25 protein-coding genes and 1 pseudogene are annotated in these 20,806 nt (G+C 37.6%); 6 read left to right on the forward strand and 20 right to left on the reverse strand.

Annotation, left to right across the window (positions count from 1 at the left end):
* Positions 1-188: 188 nt before the first annotated feature.
* From G6W41_RS08830 to rpsU, 8 genes are all read right to left on the reverse strand, one after another.
* Complete coding sequence (locus tag G6W41_RS08830; RefSeq protein ID WP_194171273.1) at positions 189-1,505, reverse strand: hypothetical protein; 1,317 nt, start codon at positions 1,503-1,505, stop codon at positions 189-191.
* A gap of 29 nt (positions 1,506-1,534) precedes the next feature.
* A complete protein-coding gene (locus G6W41_RS08835) occupies positions 1,535-2,326 on the reverse strand; it encodes a DUF2314 domain-containing protein (protein ID WP_194171274.1) in 792 nt (263 codons plus the stop codon).
* Positions 2,327-2,654: 328 nt separating this feature from the next.
* Positions 2,655-3,152, reverse strand: coding sequence for a YajQ family cyclic di-GMP-binding protein (locus G6W41_RS08840; RefSeq protein ID WP_194171275.1), 498 nt, complete (start codon positions 3,150-3,152; stop codon positions 2,655-2,657).
* A 3-nt stretch (positions 3,153-3,155) separates the two neighbouring features.
* A complete protein-coding gene (locus G6W41_RS08845; RefSeq protein WP_194171276.1) occupies positions 3,156-4,085 on the reverse strand; it encodes a D-2-hydroxyacid dehydrogenase in 930 nt (309 codons plus the stop codon).
* A 2-nt stretch (positions 4,086-4,087) separates the two neighbouring features.
* Positions 4,088-5,269, reverse strand: coding sequence for a glutathionylspermidine synthase family protein (locus G6W41_RS08850; protein ID WP_194171277.1), 1,182 nt, complete (start codon positions 5,267-5,269; stop codon positions 4,088-4,090).
* A 2-nt stretch (positions 5,270-5,271) separates the two neighbouring features.
* Positions 5,272-5,889 (reverse strand): UPF0323 family lipoprotein, encoded by a 618-nt coding sequence (locus G6W41_RS08855; protein ID WP_103570117.1) that lies wholly within the window; start codon positions 5,887-5,889, stop codon positions 5,272-5,274.
* Positions 5,886-6,518 carry a DNA-binding protein gene (locus G6W41_RS08860; RefSeq protein ID WP_103634321.1) on the reverse strand — a complete coding sequence of 211 codons (633 nt, stop codon included), beginning with the start codon at positions 6,516-6,518 and terminating at the stop codon, positions 5,886-5,888. The genes G6W41_RS08855 and G6W41_RS08860 overlap by 4 nt, the downstream gene beginning before the upstream one ends.
* Positions 6,519-6,621: 103 nt before the next feature.
* Positions 6,622-6,834: a 30S ribosomal protein S21 gene (rpsU, locus tag G6W41_RS08865; protein WP_009294994.1), complete on the reverse strand. Its 213-nt coding sequence runs from the start codon at positions 6,832-6,834 to the stop codon at positions 6,622-6,624.
* 139 nt (positions 6,835-6,973) lie between these two features.
* On the opposite strand from rpsU, the gene ccoG reads away from it, so the two are divergent.
* From ccoG to G6W41_RS08895, 6 genes are all read left to right on the forward strand, one after another.
* Positions 6,974-8,299, forward strand: coding sequence for a cytochrome c oxidase accessory protein CcoG (gene ccoG, locus G6W41_RS08870; protein ID WP_194171278.1), 1,326 nt, complete (start codon positions 6,974-6,976; stop codon positions 8,297-8,299).
* A gap of 30 nt (positions 8,300-8,329) precedes the next feature.
* Positions 8,330-8,956 (forward strand): TetR/AcrR family transcriptional regulator, encoded by a 627-nt coding sequence (locus tag G6W41_RS08875; protein WP_194171279.1) that lies wholly within the window; start codon positions 8,330-8,332, stop codon positions 8,954-8,956.
* 107 nt (positions 8,957-9,063) lie between these two features.
* Positions 9,064-10,224 carry an efflux RND transporter periplasmic adaptor subunit gene (locus G6W41_RS08880; RefSeq protein ID WP_194171280.1) on the forward strand — a complete coding sequence of 387 codons (1,161 nt, stop codon included), beginning with the start codon at positions 9,064-9,066 and terminating at the stop codon, positions 10,222-10,224.
* A gap of 10 nt (positions 10,225-10,234) precedes the next feature.
* On the forward strand, positions 10,235-13,354 hold the full coding sequence (locus G6W41_RS08885; RefSeq protein WP_194171281.1) for an efflux RND transporter permease subunit: 3,120 nt from the start codon (positions 10,235-10,237) through the stop codon (positions 13,352-13,354).
* Positions 13,351-14,733, forward strand: coding sequence for an efflux transporter outer membrane subunit (locus tag G6W41_RS08890; RefSeq protein ID WP_194171282.1), 1,383 nt, complete (start codon positions 13,351-13,353; stop codon positions 14,731-14,733). Before G6W41_RS08885 ends, G6W41_RS08890 begins: the two co-directional genes overlap by 4 nt.
* Before the next feature lie 21 nt (positions 14,734-14,754).
* Complete coding sequence (locus G6W41_RS08895) at positions 14,755-14,982, forward strand: hypothetical protein (protein ID WP_004318043.1); 228 nt, start codon at positions 14,755-14,757, stop codon at positions 14,980-14,982.
* A 129-nt stretch (positions 14,983-15,111) separates the two neighbouring features.
* Here the strand turns inward: G6W41_RS08895 and aqpZ are convergent, their stop codons facing one another.
* The 12 genes and pseudogenes from aqpZ to G6W41_RS08950 form a co-directional block, all read right to left on the reverse strand.
* On the reverse strand, positions 15,112-15,609 hold the full coding sequence (gene aqpZ / locus G6W41_RS08900; protein ID WP_275944627.1) for an aquaporin Z: 498 nt from the start codon (positions 15,607-15,609) through the stop codon (positions 15,112-15,114).
* Between the two features lie 25 nt (positions 15,610-15,634).
* Positions 15,635-15,688: pseudogene (locus G6W41_RS10530) on the reverse strand (hypothetical protein); the annotation flags it as partial.
* A 131-nt stretch (positions 15,689-15,819) separates the two neighbouring features.
* Positions 15,820-16,086, reverse strand: coding sequence for a hypothetical protein (locus tag G6W41_RS08905; RefSeq protein WP_194171283.1), 267 nt, complete (start codon positions 16,084-16,086; stop codon positions 15,820-15,822).
* A gap of 132 nt (positions 16,087-16,218) precedes the next feature.
* On the reverse strand, positions 16,219-16,578 hold the full coding sequence (locus G6W41_RS08910; RefSeq protein WP_194171284.1) for a hypothetical protein: 360 nt from the start codon (positions 16,576-16,578) through the stop codon (positions 16,219-16,221).
* A gap of 83 nt (positions 16,579-16,661) precedes the next feature.
* Positions 16,662-17,123 (reverse strand): hypothetical protein, encoded by a 462-nt coding sequence (locus G6W41_RS08915; RefSeq protein WP_194171285.1) that lies wholly within the window; start codon positions 17,121-17,123, stop codon positions 16,662-16,664.
* Positions 17,124-17,332: 209 nt separating this feature from the next.
* Positions 17,333-17,728 carry a hypothetical protein gene (locus G6W41_RS08920; RefSeq protein WP_194171050.1) on the reverse strand — a complete coding sequence of 132 codons (396 nt, stop codon included), beginning with the start codon at positions 17,726-17,728 and terminating at the stop codon, positions 17,333-17,335.
* Between the two features lie 55 nt (positions 17,729-17,783).
* Entirely contained in the window at positions 17,784-18,101 is a 318-nt protein-coding gene (gene imm40 / locus G6W41_RS08925) for an Imm40 family immunity protein (RefSeq protein ID WP_194171286.1), read from the reverse strand.
* Between the two features lies 1 nt (position 18,102).
* On the reverse strand, positions 18,103-18,318 hold the full coding sequence (locus tag G6W41_RS08930) for a hypothetical protein (RefSeq protein ID WP_196779842.1): 216 nt from the start codon (positions 18,316-18,318) through the stop codon (positions 18,103-18,105).
* 212 nt (positions 18,319-18,530) lie between these two features.
* Positions 18,531-18,794, reverse strand: coding sequence for a hypothetical protein (locus G6W41_RS08935; protein ID WP_194171287.1), 264 nt, complete (start codon positions 18,792-18,794; stop codon positions 18,531-18,533).
* 607 nt (positions 18,795-19,401) lie between these two features.
* Positions 19,402-19,659 (reverse strand): hypothetical protein, encoded by a 258-nt coding sequence (locus G6W41_RS08940; RefSeq protein ID WP_196779843.1) that lies wholly within the window; start codon positions 19,657-19,659, stop codon positions 19,402-19,404.
* A 37-nt stretch (positions 19,660-19,696) separates the two neighbouring features.
* A complete protein-coding gene (locus tag G6W41_RS08945) occupies positions 19,697-20,164 on the reverse strand; it encodes a hypothetical protein (protein WP_194171288.1) in 468 nt (155 codons plus the stop codon).
* Between the two features lie 266 nt (positions 20,165-20,430).
* On the reverse strand, positions 20,431-20,806 hold a 376-nt coding region (locus G6W41_RS08950), incomplete at its 5' end, for a hypothetical protein (protein WP_194171289.1).

Raw genomic sequence — 20,806 nt, forward strand, 5'->3', positions numbered from 1 at the left:
TAATCGCCTTAAATAAGTTAGTTTTAATTTAGTCCATTAGGATAGCCAAATTTTAATAAATTTAGCCTTGCATTAACGTAAATTTTGAGTAAAAAATGCAATCATTTTTTAAATTTTCTATTTTTACAAACCTGCGATTTTTACATATCTAGCTCGCTTTTGCTCTATAAATTTAAGCTTTAGCCTACTTACTCTTTTACTCTTGAGATAACCTTGCTTGAGTCAAGCTCAAATTTCACTCCGTCTTTTGTCTGCAAGTAGTAAAATTTACCGATATTGCAAAGTGACTTCACATCATAAATTTTAACCGCCTTCTCATCTATCTCGCAAGGCATTTGCTCTTTGCCTTTTGCCTCACAAAGTGAGCTAGGTAGCGCCTTTAACGCACTTTTATCGACAAGCAAAAATTTATAATCCACATCGCCTATGTTAAAGGTTTTTGCTGTGTATTTGATAAACAAAAGCGAGTTTGAGACGATCATAAGCGAAAGCGCAGCGTAAAAAACAAATGAAAAATCCTTTGTCTCTTTGATGCTAGCAACCCCCAGCATAAAAGAGAGCATAAACGAGCAAAAGAGTATCCAAAGTGCCAAAAATCCGCCATCTTTTAAGACCACAACCGAAACGATAAATAGCAATGTTATGAGAAATGATAAAAGATAGATGATGAAATTTGATCTATCCTTAAAGAAAACTGCCAAATTTACCCCAGCATAAGAGAGCAAAAGTAGCGATGAAATAGCGCCCCAGCCGTAGTTTAGCTTGAATGCTGCAAAGGCTAAAATGGCAAATGAGATGAGTGTTAAAAAATAGATGAAATTTGAGCTATAAAAAAATAGAAATTTTGGCTTTTTAAATTTATATTTTTTATCGTCATTTTGGTAAAGGTATGAGACAAAGACCAAGATAGCGATCTCAAAAGCCGTCACGATCGCGGTCGCGCAAAATAGCAAAATGCCTGTAAATATCATCTCTGAGCTGTCTAAACTCGGAAAATATCGGGTCTCAAAGCCAAAATACAAAAAGTAGCAAAGCATGCTGACGACTGGGACGATTAAATTTGAATGTTTAAAGAAATTTGTAGCGCACTCTTTTATGAAATTTGCCTTTAAATTTGCCGAGTGCTCACCCAAATAGCTCTCAAAAAACGAGTTTAAAAGTAGCTCATTTTTTATCTTCTCAAGGCGCTCTTCATCGCTATTTGCTGCGCCTTTATAAATTTCATAGTTTTTGTCTTCAAAATCATTTGTGATCTCATCTTTTATGTCTAAGATCACAAAGCAAATTCGCTCTTTTAGCTCCTTTAACTCCTTTGAAATTTCAGCGTAATTTGTCCTATTTAGCTTTAAATAAAGCTCGCATTCGCTTTCTAAAAGTGCTATTAGCCTACCTTGTTTGCTGCTTATGATATGAGAGTTTAAAAACCTAGCCTTAATAAAATTTATAAATTTACTAGCCTCTTTTACGCTCTCATCTTTTTCATCTAAAATGTCTTGATAACTCAAATTTAAATCCTAAAAATTTACACAAAATGCTATTTAAGCACCTTTGCGATTTCGCTCCAGCCTATTTGCTTAGCAAGTTGGGCTGCGGTTTTGCCACTTTTTGTGCGAGCATTTTTATCAGCGCCGTTTTCTAGCAAGAGATTTACGATCGTTAAATTCCCAGCAAGCGCCTCGTGGTGAAGCTGCGTAAAGCCAAGCTCGTCAGTGTCTGCGACCATGCTTGGATGCGCTTTTATATACTGCTCCACCTGTCCGCGCATATTTTTGCTCATCGGATGCTCTATTAAATTTTCTGGATGCTCTTTTTGCTCGAAAACTACCAAAATGTCTTTAAAATCGCCAAAATCAAGCCCCCAAGCCGCGTCATGCTCAGCTAACTCATCTTTTTGCATGCGTGAGCGCATCGCCTGCACGCTAAAGCCGCCATAGGCGCGTCCGCCAATGGCAAAAAGCCAGTCGCTCATATCGATAAATTTTGCGCTTATTTGATCACCAACTTTCACGTTTTGCACGCTATCAGGCTCATTTACAAGCGTGCCATATATCGTCTCTCCGTCAAATTCAACGTCATTTACCCACATGTGCTCGCCAACTTCTTCGCCGTTTATGACATCTAAAAAGCAAATTTTTACCATCGCATAATCAAGCATAGGCGCGATCCTGCGGCGCTCCCAGTAAAGCTCACGCCAAAAATACTTAAAGCTCTCTCTGGCTTGCTCAAATGCACGCTGCATATAGTCTTCGTCGTTACTTACAAAATAGATCGGCATCTGCTCGCCAAGGTCTATTTGCTTACCAAGGATTTTCTCAAAAAAGCCCATTTTTACCCCTTTTTAGAATTTAGATAGATCAAATTTAAATAAAACGATAAGGCAAAATTCACCCACGAATACGCCAAATTTTAGATACAAAAACCATGCGAAATTTCGCAAATTTAGCCCAAAATCCTGCGAAATTTTAAATACAAAATTTGCATGACACTTTCGCAAAATTAAGCGAGGCGATTTGAATTTTTGTGACGGGAGTTACCGAGCTGGTAATGACCGAGCAAAAATTTAAATCAACGACGCATAATAAAGCGAAAATATGCGATATAGCCTGCGGAGCGAGAATTTTTCTAGCTCATTTAAAGGCACTCACGAGAAGCCATTATTTTAGGTTTTTAAAGCTTATCGGAAGTTCTAGGTTTAACCCTCTCACCAGCTTTATACACTCCTGCAGATCATCTATGCTTTTGCTTGTCACTCTGATCTCTTCTCCCCTGATCTGCGCGCTTACTTTGATCTTTGAGTCTTTGATCGCTTTGGTGATTTTTTTTGAGTTTTCGCCGTCAAGCGTGTCGTTTAGCTTTAGCGTCGCCTTTAAATTACCCCCACTCGCTGGCTCTCTTTTTGTCTCTGTGATCGCCACTGGTGGGATGTTGCGCTTGATAAGCTTTGAGATCACAATGTCTTTTAGCGCGTCGATCTTGTTGTCACTTGAGCTAAGAAGCGAGATAAATTTCTCTTTTTCATTTAGCTCAACTTCAGCCGCAAGCCCCTTAAAGTCATACCTCGCTGCGATCTCTTTTTTAGCCGTCTCAAGAGCGTTTTTAACCTCCATCATATCGACCTCGGCGCTTATATCAAAGCTATGTTCGCTTGCCATTTTCTATCCTTTTATAAATTCTTCTATATTTTTAACTATCAGCGAGATCAGCCGTTTTCTAGCCTCCAAGCTGCCCCATGCCACGTGCGGGGTGATGAGTAGATTTTCTTTGTTTTTTACATTTAAAAATGGGCTATTTTTGATCATTGGCTCGCTTTCTAAAACGTCGGTGCCAAAGCGTAAATTTCTCTCATCTATCGCCCTTGCCATCGCAGCTTCATCCACTATGCCACCACGTCCTAAATTTAGCACTATCGCATCATCTTTTAGCAAATTTATCTCGTTTGCTCCCAGTAAATTTCTAGTCTTTTCATTTAGTGGTGCGTGGATGCTGATGATGTCGCTGCTTCTTAGTAGCTCATCTAAGCTTTTTTGCGCAAACTCGCTATTTTTATTTGCTCCACTTGTCGAGTAGTAGCTCACGTTTGCGCCAAATGCACGTGCCACTGCCGCCACGCCGCGTCCTATCTCGCCAAGTCCGATGATGCCAAACTCTTTGCCAGCGATCTCGCTGATGTCTGCGCCAAGATAGGTGAAAATTTCACTCTTCACCCACTCGCCACTTTTTACGTAGTGATCATAAAATTTGATGCGATTTGTTAGCTCAAAAAGCAAGGCAAATGTGTGTTGCACGACGCTTGCGGTTGAGTAGCCAGCGACGTTTTTCACAGCTATATTTTTAGCTTTTGCATGCTCAAGATCTACGTTATTCATACCAGTTGCGCTTATGCAGATAAGCTTTAAATTTGTCGCGTCCATCACGGCTTTGTCGATGACGACCTTGTTTGTGATGACGATATCCACGCCCTTTAGACGTGGCACGACCTCATCGCTTTTGGTTTTTTGGTAGCTGACAAACTCGCCAAATTTCTTAAAAACACTAAGATCAACGTTTTCACCAAGCGTGGCCGCGTCTAAACAAACGATCTTCATCCTTAGTCCTTAATGAAATGTCCTACAAATTTAGAGTAGTTATCTAAAATTTTACCGCCCTTTCTATATCCAAGCGCGCACGCCTCATAAGCGTAAAATACTCCGGCTTGATAACTCTCGCCTCTCTCATCTTGATTAAACTCGTAAAATTCTTGATAGATGGCTTTATTTGAGTCGTATTCGCCATCGTTGCTTGCTATTTGTGCGCCGTTTTCATCGTGTATCGAGACGTTTGCGCCTTCTCTGCCAAATACCGGCTTTTTCACATATTTTTTGCCTTTTAGCGGCTCATTTGAGGTTTCAAGCAAGAGCGGATGATTAGGATATAGATCCCAAAGGATTTTTAAAATCCCCTTGCTTTGGAAAAGCAGCGTGTAGGCTGGATTTATGATGATGGCTTTTTGATTTTTGATGATGTTTGAGAGTATCAAAGCCAGCTCGCCCTCGTCGATCGCTATGCTCTCCCAAGGGACAAGCTTGAACCAGTACTCGAAATTTTCTTCGCCTTTAAAAATGCCCTCATTATCGTCAAAAACGACCTCATCAACGTAGGCAAAGTCTGTTTTAAAGCCAGCCTCTTTTGCGATGTATTGCAGAAGTTTTACGGTCTGCTCGTCCTCGATACTGCCTGCGATACTGCTAAATAGTATCCCCCAGCCCTCATAAATGTCATCAAAATCCACATCATCATCGCCAAGTGTGACAAGGCGTTTGAAATTTTGCTTTAGCGACTCGTAAAGGTCGTTAAACTGGGCTGCTTCGTCCATGTGATTTAGCTTTAGCATAGCCCACTGGATGATCGCCGTCTCAAAGACTGCCGTTGGCGTATCGGCGTTAAACTCAATGAGCTTTATGGGCTTACCATCAAGCCCTCCAGCTAGATCAAATCTGCCGTAAAGGTGCCAATGAACGTCATTCTCCCAGCTATTTTTTATGATATCAACAAGGTTAAATGGTATGCCTATCTCGTGAAAAAGGTTGTTGTCGATCACGTGTTGAGCGGCATTTACATACATATCATATAGCTCGTTTGCCGCCTCGTAGTAGGCATTTGCCTCTTTTTCGCTTACTTGCACGATCTCATCAGCGATATATGAGCTGTTATCGTTATCTGTATGCCACGCAAAGCCTATTTTCTCCATAAATTCATTGTTTAATGGGGTGATTTTTCTTAAATTTATCATTTTCAGCCTCCAAAGCTTGATGAGCTAGAGCTTGACTTTGAGCCACCACCAAAAAATCCGCTCTTTCCACCGCCGCTTCTTGCAGCAGAATTTGCCGCTTTTTGCTTGTTAAAGCTATCGACGCTTCTTGTGTAAGCACTTGGATTTTTATATGTGCTTTGGCGATTTGCTTGGAAATTTTGATTACCAAAAAGCTTACTGCCTATCCAACTACCAAGTATCGCGCCAGCTGCTGAAGCAAGGATAGTCTCACCAAGGCTTAGTCCGCCGCTGCTTAGCTGTGCGTCGCTCGTTCTTGTCAAATTTGAAGTGTTATTGTCGATCTTTGCGTTTGCTTGAGCTAGAAGTTTATCGATCTCATCTTTACTTAGCACGCGCTCAGTGCCGTTCATATCTTTTAGCACGACTCTAGTTTCAGTGCTTGGATACTCTTCTAATATTTTGTAAACGCCAGGTGCGCTCTCTTCGATGATGACAAAGGCGCCGTTTTTTTGCGCAACTTCGTTTAGTGCGTTTTCATTACCGCCATCGTCGCTCCCACAACCTGCAAGTCCAGCCATGATAATGGCACCAAATCCCCCAACCGCAGCATAAGTAGCTATTTTTTTGATGTGTTTCATATCTCTCCTATCAACTCTTTTAAATTTTTATGTCTTCTAACAAGTATCACGCCGCGTTTAAATTTGATAAATTTGGAGTGATGTATCGCTTTTATTATCTTTTCACTGATCTTTTTCGTTGCCTTTGGTTTTAAATTTAACTCCTTTAGATATTCGCTTAAATTTATCCATTTTGACTCATCCTCTATCTGCGCATCTATCGCCACTTCGCTTGTGGCACTTTCATTTTTAGGTGTTAAAAGTGGCCTTTGCATGGCGTTTAGAAACTGCATGAGCTTCTCGTCTCTATCTTTGTAAATTTGCAAAATTTCATTTTTGCGCTCGATAAGCATCTGCTCTTTTTCTTTAAAAAGCCTATCTTTGTCGGCTTGCAAATTTAAATTTAAGCTCTTAAGCTCATTTAGCTCATTTAGCAAATAACTTACAAACTCGTCGTTTTGGGATTTAGTTTTTGTGCTTTTTGAAGCGGTTTTTGCGGGCTTTTCACTACTTGGCTCCTCGTCAAGGATGACAAATTTTGTGCCATTTTCAATGACTGTTTTCAACGAGCCTCGGCGGATTCTATTATAGACTGCTTCTTTTGTTATGCCTAAAATTTCTGCAGCTTCATTTACAGCTAGCTTTTGCATCGGATTTCCGTTTAAAATAAAATAAAAAAATTGCTTTGATTATAAAAAAATAAGGCTAAAAGAAGAGTTAAACAAAGAGAGCAAAGCCCTCTTTGTCTTGGTTTTAGAGTCTTGACTCGTAGCGTCTAAGCATATAAAGACGTTTAAGCATTTTCTTGCGAGCTGCAATTTTTTGTTTCTTGCGGATCTCAGTCTTAGGCTCAAAGAAGCGTCTAGCTCTTGCTTCAGTAACGACTAAATTACGGTCAGTTTGTTTTTTAAACTTTCTGTAACCCTCGTCAAATGACTCGTTAGGATGTACCTTAATACCAGGCAACGTCCTCACCACCTTTCAGATTAAAATAAGCCGTGAGTATAGTTTAACTTTCATAAATTTAAGCTTTTAGGCAAAATTATTTAATGCACTTTTAATGCCCCAAAGCCTATAATCAACAAAATTTTAAAAAAGGTTTATTATGTCGAAAAATTTAAATTTTAGCTACGCCAAGAGGCGTTACATTTTTTTTGCCTGTATCACGCTATTTGTCTTTATTTTGCCATTTATCAGGATAAATGACGCGCAACTATTTTTGCTAAGTTTTGATAAGAGCAGGGTTGATCTATTTTTTACAAAATTTGACATGCAAGAGCTATATTTGCTGCCGTTTTTGTTTATCACTTTGTTTTTGACTATATTTTTTCTAACGACGCTTGCAGGGCGCATCTGGTGTGGCTGGAGCTGTCCGCAGACCATTTTTAGAACGCTCTTTCGTGACCTTTTGCAGACTAAAATTTTAAAGATCCGAAAAAATATCCAAAATAAACAAAATGAGCCGCAAGGTCAAATTTTTAAGCGTGCATTAGCAGTTGGAATTTGGTGCGTTTTAGCACTTATCATAGCTGCAAATTTCTTGTGGTTTTTTGTGCCACCGCTTGATTTTTTTGCTTATCTAAATGATGCAAGCGAACATAAAATTTTACTTGCATTTTGGCTTAGCATCGCTGCTTGGCTAGTCTATGACGTGGTCATTTTAAAAGAAAATTTCTGCGTCTATGTCTGCCCGTATGCGAGGGTGCAGTCAGTTATGTTTGACAGCGACACGATACAAGTTATCTACAATCAAAAACGAGGCGGCGTCATATATGATGGCAAAGAGAAATTTAAAAAGCCAAAAGAAGATGGCGCGCTTTGCACTGGTTGCGAGGCCTGCGTGAGGATATGTCCGACGCATATAGATATAAGAAAGGGCATGCAGCTTGAGTGCATAAACTGCCTTGAATGTAGCGATGCGTGCGCTAAAGTGATGGGGCATTTTAACGAAAGCTCGCTCATCGAGTGGAGAAGTATAAATTCTCAAAATGAAAATAAAAAGGTGAAAATTTTTAGATTTAGAACGGTTGCTTATCTTGTCATTTTGTGCGTAGTTTTGGTAGCTGCGGCGCTGATGAGTGGCAAAAAAGAGAGCATGCTTTTAAATATAAATAGGACAAGCGAGCTTTACAAGGTTTTAGATCAAGGTGAGGTTGAAAATTCTTACGTTTTTTTAGTACAAAATACCCAAAGCAAGGATCATAAATTTTACTTTGAGATAGATGATAAAAGTATAGAAATTTCTCGTCCAAATAAGCCCTTTACGCTAAAAGCTGGTGCAAAACAAAAGGTCATCGTCACGCTAAAATCAAAAAATGAAAACACGAGCGAAAAAGATCTTTTAAAACATATAAATATAAGAGCTTACGCCACTGACGAGCCAACTATCAACGTGCAAAGAGCTAGCACCTTTATCTATCCTAAAAGATGATAAAATGGCGAAAATTTAGCGGGAAGTGAAATGGCGATCTCAGAAAAAGGCAAAAAACGATACGAGCTCATCGTAAAAACAGCGCTTGAGCTATTTTTAAAAAATGGCTACGAAAAGACTAGCCTTAGCGATATCGTGGCGATAAGTGGCGGCTCGCTTGCTAGCATTTACACATTTTTTGAGAGCAAAGAGGGGCTTTTTCAAGCGATCATCGAGCAAGAGATAGATGCGCTTATAAAAGAGGTCGATGAGAGGATATATCTTAAAATTTCTCACAGCTTGGAGGAGTTTTTAACCAAATTTGCAACCATTATTTTTTCTATCATCTGCACCAAGAAAAATATCGCACTTGGCAGGATAATGATGAGTGAGGGTTCTAAAAATGGCGGCAAGCTTGGCAGGGCATTTTTGGATCAAATTTTAAATAAGATCGACCTTGTACTTATAAATTTCTTTGAAAGAGATGAGGTAAAAGCCGAGCTTAATCCAAAATTTCCAGTCAAATTTGCCGCAAAGTGCTTTATGAAAAATGTAATTGGTCTTTATTACTTCGACTCGCTTATGATAAACAAAGAGCCAAAACTAAGCAAAAAAGAGCGTGAGGAGCACGTTGCTTTGTGTGTTGAGCTATTTTTAAATGGCATTATTAAGAAGTAGAATTGACTTTTAATTTATTTTTGGTTATATTCACGGCATTTAAAATTTTGTAATGAAAATTACAAAACTAAACTTGGGATTAAAATTTAAAATTAAGAGGGGTTTTTATGTTGAAATTTAAGAGTTTTCTTGTGCTTTCAGTTGCCGTTTTTTTGCTTTCTGGCTGCTTTGAAAGTGGCGACAAAAAGGCTGCTGCAGGCCGCCAGATGCCGACATCTCATGTTGATATATTTGTGGCTAAAAAGATGGATGTGCCTATTAGCTTTGACTACACGGCCACAGTTACTAGCAACCAAGACGTCATCATCTATCCAAAAGTTAGCGGCACGATCATAAAGCAGTTTTTTAAGCCTGGCGACAAGGTCAAGGCTGGAGAGAAGCTATTTCTCATAGATCCAGAGAAATATCAAGCTAGCTATGACTCACTTGATGCAGCTGTTGGCGTGGCAAATGCAAATTTAAAAAATGCGCAGACTGAATTTAAGAGAATTTCTGCCCTTTATAAGAAAAATGCAGTCTCTCAAAAAGACTACGACGCAGCTGTTGCGGCTTACGATATCGCAAATGCAACTTTAGTAAGCGCAAAAGCAACTTTAAAAAATGCCAAGATCGATCTTGGCTATACAACTATCACGGCTCCATTTGACGGCGTTGTTGGCGATAATAAGGTAGATGTTGGCTCACTTGTAGTAGCAAGCCAAACTCAGCTTGTAAGACTAACAAAGATAAATCCGATCGAGGCTGACTTTTACATCGCAGACGTGGATAATCTAAGTAGAAAAGCAAATTTAGATAACGGCGCTTGGCAGCAACTAAATAGCGAGGCTGTCTTAAATTTAAACAATGAAAATTTCACTGGCAAAGTGACATTTATAGATAACGTCGTAAATACCGCGACTGGCAGCGTTTTGGCAAAGGCTAGCTTTGATAATAGTGAGGGTAAAATTTTACCAGGTGCGTTTGGTCATATAAAGATGAGCGGATTTGTTCAAAAAAATGCCTTTAATATCCCGCAAGTTGCCCTTCAGCAAAGTGCTACAAACACTTATGTTTTAGTCGTAAAAGATGGCAACGTAAGCCAAAAAAATGTTAAAACTAGCTACCAAACAAAAGATATGGTCGTAGTAACTGAGGGCCTTGAAGAGGGCGATAAGATCATCGTAAATAACTTCCTTAAAATAGGCGTTGGCAGACCAGTGCAGACAGATAAAGACCTAAGTGCGGAATTTATAAACGGCAAAGACGCAAACGCTACAAAAAGCAAGTAAAGGCAGATAGATGTTTTCAAAATTTTTCATAAACCGCCCGATATTTGCAACTGTTATATCTATCATCATAGTTATAGCAGGTTTTATGGGTATCAAAGGGCTTCCAATAGAGGAGTATCCAAGTCTTACTCCGCCTGAAGTATCGGTAAGCGCGTCATATAGCGGTGCTGATGCGCAGACTATCGCAGACTCAGTCGCAAGTGCCATTGAGGATCAGATAAATGGTGTTGAAAATATGCTTTATATGCAAAGCACATCAAGCTCTGCTGGTACAATGAATATAAGCGTCTATTTTAAGATCGGCTCATCATCAAAACAAGCTACGATAGACGTAAATAACCGCGTCCAAGCTGCCCTTTCAAGATTGCCTCAAGAGGTGCAAAATATGGGCGTAACGGTGCGTGAAAGAAGTGGCTCGATCCTTCAAGTAGTTGGCTTTACAAATCCAAATATGAACCTAGTTGAACTATACAACTATGTAAATTTAAACATTGCTGACGCGATCAAAAGGGTAAATGGTATCGGCGATACAGCGCTCATTGGTGACAAAGAGTACTCAATGAGAATTTGGCTAAAGCCAGACAGACTTGCTCAGTTTAAACTAACTCCAAGCGACGTCATCTCTCAAGTAAGAATTCAAAACTCACAATACGCCGCTGGCAAGATCGGCGAGCAGCCATCAAAGGGTGAAAATCCTTATGTTTATTCTGTAGTTTCTGAAGGACGTTTTAAAGATCCAAAACAATTTGGCGAAATTTTGATAAAGAGTGAAGATGGCACAGTTGTTAAGCTAAAAGAGGTCGCCACAGTCGAGCTTGGAGCTGCTAGCTACGCATCAGATGCTATGCTAAATGGCAAGCCAGCAGTGCCACTTTTGCTATTTTTACAAAATGACGCAAACGCACTTGCAACTGCAGAGGCAGTCGCTGCAAAGCTTGAAGAGCTAAAGAAAACTTACCCAGTTGGCTTAGAGCACACGATAGCTTATAATCCAACTGAATTTATCACCGTCTCAATAGACGAAGTTATAAAAACTTTCGTAGAAGCGATGGTGCTAGTTCTTATTGTAATGTACTTCTTCTTAAAGAGCTTTAGAGCTACCATCATACCGATGCTAGCCGTGCCAGTCTCTATCATAGGTACATTTGGCGGTCTTTATGTTATGGGCTTTAGTATAAATTTGATCACGCTTTTTGCCCTGATCCTAGCCATCGGTATCGTCGTGGATGACGCCATCATCGTTATAGAAAACGTTGAGAGAATTTTGCACGAAGATAAAGAGATAAGTGTAAAAGACGCGACATTTAAGGCGATGGAGGAGGTGCAAACTCCGGTCATCTCTATCGTGCTAGTGCTTTGCGCAGTTTTCGTGCCAGTTTCATTTATGGAGGGCTTTGTTGGCGTTATACAAAAGCAGTTTGCGCTAACACTTGTTGTTGCTGTTTGTATCTCGGGCTTTGTCGCTCTTACTCTTACGCCAGCGCTTTGTGCGGTTATGCTTAAGAAGCAAGAGAGCAAGCCATTTTGGATCGTTCAGAAATTTAACGACTTCTTTGACTTTAGCACTAGACTCTTTACAGCAGGTGTGGCAAAAATTTTAAAACATGTATTTATTAGCTTTATAGTCATTGGCATAATGGGATTTGCAACGTATGGGCTATTTCAAAAAGTGCCAAAAGGACTTGTGCCTTCAGAAGACAAGGGCGCTTTGTTGGTTATCACCTCGCTTCCACCTTCAACAAATATGCTAAAGACCAAAGAAGAGGTAAAATCTATTAGTAACGCCATTTTGAGCAACCCAAATGTCGAATTTACCATGGGATTTGCAGGCTATGATATGCTAGCTAGCTCACTTAGAGAAAACTCAGCCATCAGCTTTATCAAGCTAAAAGACTGGAACGAAAGAAAAGGTGCAACGGACGGTGCAGATGCCTTAGTAGGTCAGTTTAACGGCATGCTTTGGGGTTCAAAAAACTCAATGACCTTTGTCGTAAATGTGCCACCTATCATGGGTCTATCAATGACTGGCGGCTTTGAGATGTATCTACAAAATAAGAGCGGCAAGAGCTACAACGAGATAGAAGCGGATGCTAGAAAGGTAACTGCAGCTGCAAACGCAAGGCCTGAGCTAACTGGCGTAATAACGACGCTTGAGACAAACTACCGCCAGTTTAAGATAACAGTTGATAAAGAAAAGGCAAGGCTATTTGGCGTAAGCGAGAGTGAAATTTTCAGCACGATAGCGGCTACTTTTGGCTCTTACTATATAAACGACTTCAACCTTGCTGGTAAATCTTACCGCGTATATGCAAGGGCGAGCGATAACTTTAGAAACAACCCTGAGGATCTAAGAAAAATTTTCGTCCGCTCAAATGAGGGCGAGATGGTGCCATTAAATTCAGTAGCGACGCTTACAAGATCGATCGGACCTGATATCGTTGATAGATTTAACCTCTTTCCAGCGGCTAAGATCATGGGCGATCCAAAACCTGGCTACACATCAGGTGATGCGATAAGAGCGATCCAAGAGGTCGTAAATGACACGCTAAGTAGCGACGACTACGCTATAAGCTGGGCAGGAACGGCATATCAAGAGGTAAATTCTCAAGGAACAGGCACGGTCGCCTTTATCTTTGGTATGGTCTTTGTCTTCTTGATCCTTGCTGCTCAGTACGAAAGATGGCTCATCCCACTTGCAGTCATCACAGCCGTGCCGTTTGCGGTATTTGGCTCGTTGCTAGCTGTTTGGATAAGAGGGCTGACAAACGACATCTACTTTGAGACCGGTCTTTTGCTACTCATCGGTCTAGCGGCCAAAAACGCCATCTTGATCGTAGAATTTGCTATGCAAGAGCGCGAGAGCGGAAAGAGCATATTTGAATCAGCTGTAAATGCAGCCAAACTTCGCTTTAGACCTATCATAATGACCTCGATCGCATTTACGCTTGGTGTTTTCCCAATGGTCATAAGCACAGGTGCAGGCGCTGCATCTCGCCACTCACTAGGAACTGGCGTGGTTGGCGGTATGATCGCATCAACAACGATAGCGATATTTTTCGTGCCTATGTTTTACTATTTGCTTGAAAATTTAAATGAAAAATACTGGAAAAAGGGAGCAAAAAAAAGATGAGAAATAAGGCATTTATACTTATAACAGCGGCGTTTTTGGCTGGTTGCTCGTTTCGCCCAGATATGCCAAATGTGGATACAAATTTCACCTCAACATACACTTTCGAGACAAGCGATATAAGAGATCTTTGGTGGAAAGAATTTCACGATGAAAATTTAAATGTTCTTGTCGAAAGCGCACTTGAGAAAAATACAAATTTACGCATTGCATATTTAAATTTAGAAAAAGCAAAGGCAAGTCTTGGCATTGCTGAGGCTGACTTGCTGCCGGGGGTAAATTTAAACGCAGGTGCCACAAGAACTAGAAATAGTGCCGAAACTGCCGCGCATATGCCTCAAACTACCACAAAAAGCTATGAGATAAATTTAGGTCTTAACTACGAGATAGACCTTTGGGGTAGAGTGCGAAATAGCGTGCTTGCAGCTAATGAAAATTTAAACGCAAGCAAATTTGACTACGATAGCGCAAGGCTAAGCCTTAGCTCAAGTGTGGCGAAAAGCTACTTTGCTCTAGTATCGCTAAACATGCAAGAAGCGGTGCTAAAAGAGACTCTAAAAACCTATGAAGATACGTTAGCACTTCGAAAGACGCAGCTTGATCTTGGTGGCATAAATGAGATGACCTATCTGCAAAGCAAGGCTGAGGTTGAAAGGGCAAAAACAAGCCTAACTTCAGTGCTAAACTCTAAGTCACAAGCGCTTACTTCGCTAGCCATCCTAACTGGCAAGAGCAATGATGAAATTTTAAAAGGAGCTGTTGCTAGTGCGCAAAATTTACCAAGCTCACCTGAGATAAAGGCTGGTATTAGCTCAGATGTCTTGCTTAGAAGAAGTGACGTGGCAAAGGCGCTAGCAGATCTAAAAGCTACAAATGCCCTTGTGGGCGTAGCGCGCGCTCAATACTTCCCAACACTATCCCTTACAGGTCTTTTTGGCTTTGCAAGTGATGAGTTTGATAGAATCTTTATGGGCAGCGCAAGCGTTTGGAGCTTAGGAGCAAATTTAACACAGAAAATTTTTGATTTTGGCAGGACAAAAAATAATGTCCGTGTTGCTGAGACAAACGAACAAATCGCAGCTATCACTTACGAAGCGACTGTTAGATCGGCACTTGGCGAGGTTAGAGATGCCCTTATATCAAGGCAAAATGCAAAACTCTCTTTGGATCAGGTAAAAAATTTGCTACAATCGCAGCAAAAAATTTATTCGCTTGCTAAAGATCAGTATAACGCTGGCTATATCGGTCACTTAGAGCTTCTTGACGCGGAGAGAAATTTGCTTCAAGCAAAACTTCAAGATGTCTCTGCAAAGCTTGATGAGGTAGATAGCGCGGTCGAAGTTTATAGAGCACTTGGCGGCGGATTTAAAGTAGATAAATAAACTCAAAAAGGAGAAAAGTTGATGACTAAGATTTTAAATTTCTTATTTTCTTGGGGATTTTTTGTTTTTGCTATCGCTCTTGGCGTAGCATTATGGTTTGCGATAAATTACGTGGATACCATTAGGCTTGAGTCAAGCTTTTATGATATCGGCGAGATATTTATGATGGCAGCTGTCTTTGGTATCGTTTTTTACCTTATCGCAGCGATATTTGTTATACCTATTAGGGCGATGACAAAAAAAGCCTAAAACCTCTCTTCATCTAAGAATTAAATTTCTTAGATGACCCCTCAAAAATATCTTATAAATTTCTTTTTACTTATTTAAATTTGCAAGAGTATAAAGGGCGAAGATCGCCCCTTGAAGTATAAAATTTGATTATTTCGCGCTTTTGCAGCCGCATGTGCAGCCTAAAATCCTATAAATGATAGCTCCAATGATCGCTCCAACGATAGGTGCAACCCAGAAAAGCCAAAGCTGCTCTAGTGCCCAAGTGCCTTGAAATATCGCAACACCGGTTGAGCGAGCTAGATTAACCGATGTGTTTGTGATAGGTATCGAGATAAGGTGGATCAGCGTCAAACCAAGGCCAATAGCGATCGGTGCAAAGCCCTTTGGAGCACGCTCATCAGTAGCACCTAGGATGATGATAAGGAAAAACGCAGTTAGAACTATCTCTGCAACAAGTGCCGAGACTATACTGTAACCATTTGGTGAGTGCTCGCCGTATCCGTTGCTAGCAAAACCGCTTGCAACAGCGTCAAATCCAGCCTTGCCTGAAGCGATAAGATATAGCACAGCAGCAGCTGCGATCGCTCCGATAACTTGTGCGATGACGTAAGGTACTAGATCTTTTTTTGTCAAATCTTCCGCCAACTAATAGGCCTACTGAAACAGCTGGGTTGAAGTGTCCGCCACTGATGTGACCAACTGCGTAAGCCATCGTAAGAACCATAAGAATAAATATTTTTATGTAATTTCAATTCCTATCGCTTCTCGTTTATTTTTACATATCCAGCTATCAATTTTATCCTTAAATTTTTAAGTGCCTCGTCGAATAAGTAATCTACTAATTTTCATTAGCTGCTATGCAATCAACCACTCATCTTTTTTTACGCCAAATTCAAATTCTGCTTGCCCAAAGGCATCTTCTAAAGTCTCATGATACGTATCTGCCTGCTCTTCTCCGAATTTATCAAGATAAAGCAAATAATATCCTTCATTGTCGCTATATTTTACGATACTTAGTGCAAATGGTTTTGGCAAAAGAGTGTTGCTAGAATAGTGAATTGTTTTTGGCGTTTGCCCCAATTGCGCATTGTCTTTTAAATAAATCTTATAAAGTTCTCTCATTTTTCACTATCCCTAATAATTTCTACAGCCGTATTTTCTGTTATTTTTTCTACCACTTTTAATTGATACCTCAAAATGAGCATGATCCTTTTTGACGTTGTTTCATGTTTTATATATAAAATAATTTTTAGCCTAACGCAAATCATCTACTATTTCGTATTTGTCGCTACATTTTTCATATAAAATTTTTCTAAGCTCATTGATTTTTTGCATATATTTTGCTTCGGATTCGGGACTAGCAAAGCCCTTATAGCTAAATTCTTTTTCATTGTTTATAAAAAGACTATTGTATTCTTTCATAATCTCCGTTGAGAGCCTTTTTATATCTGGGCAAGATAACAGTTCATCTGGGAGTTTGCTGTCCCAAGATGTTTCATCTTCTTGCTCTACCAATGTTCCGCCATTTATGTTTTTGCCAAATTCATCATATATCCAAAATACGCTATCACATGCGAATTCTGTTTGTAAAACTATTTTTAACTTTTTATTCACTTCAAACTCTTTCTATTCAATGCTACATTTTACACCTTCAAAATTTCTAGCTTCACTTATCCATTTTGAGTTATTTTCATCTTTTAACTTTCGATAACTAATGTAATATTTAAAAAATCATTATCATTTTTATCATAGTAATTTAACATTTCACTTTTCACATCGCTGATGAAATTCAATAATTTATTTGCTAATTCGCTATGTTCTTTATAAAAATTATTAAAATTTATAAAAATTAACTTTAAATTATCCCTAACGCCTTGTTTATTTTTAACTCCACATTTATTATCTTCTTCTTTTATCATTAAAAATTCATCATAGCTAGCCCAGCCGTCTTCTGGTTTAAATTCTTGTAATTCCTTGAAATGTAAATATTGATAAAATTCTTTAAATGCGTCCCAAATGTGAGTTGGAGGTAAATTTAATTTTAGTGATAAAAAATATAGCATCTTTTCTTTTATATTTTCTGGAATACGATTGCCATAAGCATAGTTCAATTCTCTAATATTATCAATTTCATCAAAATCAATTCTAACTTCTATCATTTAATACCTCCAAACATTTTATTTATCGTTTCTTTAGGCAATACACCAACTCTATAAAAAGGGATACCATTTCCATTTTGTCCATAATGGTTGTTTGAGTAATAATATGTTCCGTCGCTTCTGGCTACTATTGTATGAACATTTTTTTATTTTATCTACGCTTACCCCGTGCTTTTTATATTGCTACTACAGAAGTCAAAAAAATAAATTTATCTCTTTAACTTTCGCTTTTTATTTCTAGGCTTTGATCTAAACAGCGGCTCGGTCTTTGGTTTTGGCCTTGTTTCATAGTGTGTGTTATAGCATTTTAGCAGCTCTTGTCCGCACTTTTCACATGTAGTTTCACCTATATTATAAAATTTCATGCAATCAGGGCACCACATGCCCTCTAGCCTTTGCACGATTGGCGGCTCTTTTCTAAAAGCCATCCAAAAGCTATATATGCCCAAAAATAAAAAACTAAAAGCTGGCAAAAGATATAAATTGCCAGCATCGTCAAATTTAAAAAACTTCTCACCTACTTTTACATTTTTATGTATTAACATAGATATGCAATCAAGCAAGCACATAAATCCTATAAAAGACCAGCCTATACGTTTAAACATCTTATTTATCCTTGCTTTTACTGTATATGATTTATAAACTCAGCAACATTATTTTCTACAACATACCAGATGTATATATAGTATAAAAGCAGTCTTTATCTATATTATGATATTTTTCTATGTAATCAATTGCTTTTTTAGCAGAATACTCATGTAGATCATATGTATATTCTTCAGAATTAAAGCTCCAATTGTCATAAGTATATTCAGCTGCTTGCCCATCATACCTTATTACATCACCACCGACAATAACTTGCCCCTTGGCTTTCAATACCGCGATCTTCTTTATAGCATTTTCGTAGTCGTAAGCAATTTCACATATATTGCTAAAAAAGAATTCCTCTATTTTTATCACATCATTTATTAAATTCATACTATTTTTCCTTTATTTTAAAAAATCTATGATTAACTGTATTATCAGGCTCTATTATATACTCAAACACTCCATCGTGATTTTTGTAGCTACCTTGAATTTCAATCTTTACTCTCTTAATCCCATCATTACCGATAATTTCCGATTTTTTACCATATTTAGCAAAAGCATCTACTGCATTTGGAAACGAATGAAAGTAATCACTTTTGTTTGACATTTGGGTCAAAACTTTTTTGTATAACTTATATTTTCTAATGGGTTTTTTAGCGCAGTATTTTTAAAAAAGCCAAATGCACTTTTTGAAAAAATAGGCGCTGGCAAGAATGATAAGCTTCCATCCTCTAGCCCACACTCTTATCAGGCGTATAACCGCTGTTATTATACTGCTCTTTTGTAGCAGTAAAGTAATCTTGTTTAGTAAATTCCTCTTTATATATCTCTAAAAGATTTTTCTTTAGAATTTACTAGCAGATATGCTTTAGCGTTATTTATATCTCCTTGATTAAATTTATAAAATTTCTCATTGTAGTTTATTACACTTATTTTATCATTTTCATCTCTTGCTTCAAATTTCTCTTTTGAAGCAAAATCATTATATGAACCTTTATCTACTAGCACACTAGCAGCAGTATATAAGATTTTAATAGCCTGCTCTTTAGAGATATTGTTTTTAGCAGCATAATCATCTGCCATAGAGTTTATAAAGTCTATCTCTCTTTGATGAAGCTGCCTATTATAAGTATCTGCACTTGTAGTTATTTTATAGCCTGTGTTTGCTCCTTTATCGCCATTAGTATCATTTAAATTTAGAGAAATACCACATCCGGTTATAATAAAAATGGTAAATGCACAAATGAAATTTATAAATTTAGTCGTTTTTATATTCCGCTATCCATTGCCTAAAACATTTTTTAGCAAATAAAATTTTATTTACTAATTTTTAGCTCATAGATGATATAAATACTATCAAGTTTTATACTACCCAAATTTCTGGCGATATACTACTAAAAAACCATCTAAATTTTGAAAATATAGACCACTTAAAAACCTATACACGTAAATGTACGCTTCATTTTATAGTTAATAATTTAATTCCAATTGGGTCGTGTTGAAGAAGGTAGTGTTGTAGGGTGGTCATTTTGCCTGCCGAATTTTATATATTTATTAAATTTAATCATTTTTAATCCTTTACCAACCATTGTAGCGGGCAAATATACTCACCTTACGAAACTATTTTTTATCTATAAAATCAATCATTATTCTCACAAAAATTTCTTTGGAATTTGTTTTAATTGTTTTTCTAGCGACCAATTATTAGGCTTAATACTAGAACGAAACCAACTATTAAATATGATACATTGTTTTGCCATTTCAATTTACCACTCAGCCATTGTTTTCTATATTCTCTAATAACATCTATATTGTAATCATCGCAACCAAATTCGCAACCACAACAGCCACAAATTTCAAAATTAGCAGTTTTGTCATCATCACCCCATGGTGCCTCTAGCTGCTCTAATCCACAAATTCTACAATAAAATTTATTTTTGTCTATCAAAATAATCCTTTCCTTTGGAAAGTTGCTATTAAATAATTTATACATCTTTATATACTTCTTTGTATTTATTCCAAGCAACTATGACATTTTGTGCTTTTTTAACGATGATCTGCCAATTTGGGTCTTTAATAATCGCTTCATCATCATTATCATCTTCTGCAATATAATTTTTTAGTTCATCTCTAAAATCACGTAATGAATTTATAAGTTCATCCGAAAAACCTAAAGTGGATGCCGTATTTTCCACAAAGTCATCAAATTTTAAATCATCAAAAAGCGAGCACATCAATTCAACATAAGACGATACTCCGCCATCAATATTGTCCTCATTTAGCCAATGCATTTTTTGTTGTTTTATATCAGAAGCTTCTTTTATCCAATAATAAATCCATGGTAAAAACTTTTTCTCAATATTTAAATCTGCCATATTCATTAGTTCCATAATTTTAGTAAGTATATTTAAGTCAAAATTTTCCAAATCTATATGACTTTCAAAAGATGCCAACGGTTTGTCGCTTTTTATTATATTGCCATTTTTATCATAAAAGCCTTTATCAGTTTTTATCTTTATATAATCATGCTGCTTGCTAGATATTGACTATTTGTTTTTCCGGGCATTATTCTTATTTCAAATTATGAATTAGATGAATTTATATTTTTTACACATCTCTCTTGTTTGATTGTTTGATAGTAACATAGTGCGATCATCATTGTCCACAAAATTTTTATCATTTTTAATCCCTTACCAACCATTGTGATAGAGGAGGATACTCACCCTACAAGTATCGTCATTTTATTATTTTCTTTATCTATCATTTCATATTTTTTAATTGCCCCATATTTTGCCAAACTAAGCAAAAAATTTGCAAAATTCAATAACTTTGTTTTATCACTGAAAGATAGAAATACAAAATTTTCTTCATAATTATTTTTAAAAAATATATTAACTTTTTCTTTAAATAATGATTTATCTATTTCTATATATTGATTTTGCATATTTAAAATTTGAGAACTATCTTCTATATCGATTAAAAATTTACAACTTTTACTTCTCAATCTAACACCATTAACAATATCATTATTCAAATTGGGTATAAATTCTAAAAATGGCACACAATCTTTATCAAGAGCACGATATAATAAATTT

It is taken from the genome of Campylobacter concisus (assembly GCF_015230035.1).
GTDB classification, from domain to species: Bacteria; Campylobacterota; Campylobacteria; order Campylobacterales; family Campylobacteraceae; genus Campylobacter_A; species Campylobacter_A concisus_BK.

Excerpts from the sequence above, each read along its gene's own strand:
- G6W41_RS08915 (WP_194171285.1), bottom strand. The coding sequence starts at position 17,123 with ATGATAGAAGTTAGAATTGATTTTGATGAAATTGATAATATTAGAGAA.
- G6W41_RS08875 (WP_194171279.1), top strand. The coding sequence starts at position 8,330 with ATGGCGATCTCAGAAAAAGGCAAAAAACGATACGAGCTCATCGTAAAA.
- G6W41_RS08855 (WP_103570117.1), bottom strand. The coding sequence starts at position 5,889 with ATGAAACACATCAAAAAAATAGCTACTTATGCTGCGGTTGGGGGATTT.
- G6W41_RS08860 (WP_103634321.1), bottom strand. The coding sequence starts at position 6,518 with ATGCAAAAGCTAGCTGTAAATGAAGCTGCAGAAATTTTAGGCATAACA.
- G6W41_RS08850 (WP_194171277.1), bottom strand. The coding sequence starts at position 5,269 with ATGATAAATTTAAGAAAAATCACCCCATTAAACAATGAATTTATGGAG.
- G6W41_RS08905 (WP_194171283.1), bottom strand. The coding sequence starts at position 16,086 with ATGAGAGAACTTTATAAGATTTATTTAAAAGACAATGCGCAATTGGGG.
- G6W41_RS08935 (WP_194171287.1), bottom strand. The coding sequence starts at position 18,794 with ATGGCAGATGATTATGCTGCTAAAAACAATATCTCTAAAGAGCAGGCT.
- G6W41_RS08895 (WP_004318043.1), top strand. The coding sequence starts at position 14,755 with ATGACTAAGATTTTAAATTTCTTATTTTCTTGGGGATTTTTTGTTTTT.
- G6W41_RS08930 (WP_196779842.1), bottom strand. The coding sequence starts at position 18,318 with ATGTCAAACAAAAGTGATTACTTTCATTCGTTTCCAAATGCAGTAGAT.
- G6W41_RS08920 (WP_194171050.1), bottom strand. The coding sequence starts at position 17,728 with ATGTTTAAACGTATAGGCTGGTCTTTTATAGGATTTATGTGCTTGCTT.
- G6W41_RS08840 (WP_194171275.1), bottom strand. The coding sequence starts at position 3,152 with ATGGCAAGCGAACATAGCTTTGATATAAGCGCCGAGGTCGATATGATG.
- G6W41_RS08835 (WP_194171274.1), bottom strand. The coding sequence starts at position 2,326 with ATGGGCTTTTTTGAGAAAATCCTTGGTAAGCAAATAGACCTTGGCGAG.
- G6W41_RS08845 (WP_194171276.1), bottom strand. The coding sequence starts at position 4,085 with ATGAAGATCGTTTGTTTAGACGCGGCCACGCTTGGTGAAAACGTTGAT.
- imm40 (WP_194171286.1), bottom strand. The coding sequence starts at position 18,101 with ATGAATTTAATAAATGATGTGATAAAAATAGAGGAATTCTTTTTTAGC.
- G6W41_RS08885 (WP_194171281.1), top strand. The coding sequence starts at position 10,235 with ATGTTTTCAAAATTTTTCATAAACCGCCCGATATTTGCAACTGTTATA.
- G6W41_RS08890 (WP_194171282.1), top strand. The coding sequence starts at position 13,351 with ATGAGAAATAAGGCATTTATACTTATAACAGCGGCGTTTTTGGCTGGT.
- G6W41_RS08880 (WP_194171280.1), top strand. The coding sequence starts at position 9,064 with ATGTTGAAATTTAAGAGTTTTCTTGTGCTTTCAGTTGCCGTTTTTTTG.
- ccoG (WP_194171278.1), top strand. The coding sequence starts at position 6,974 with ATGTCGAAAAATTTAAATTTTAGCTACGCCAAGAGGCGTTACATTTTT.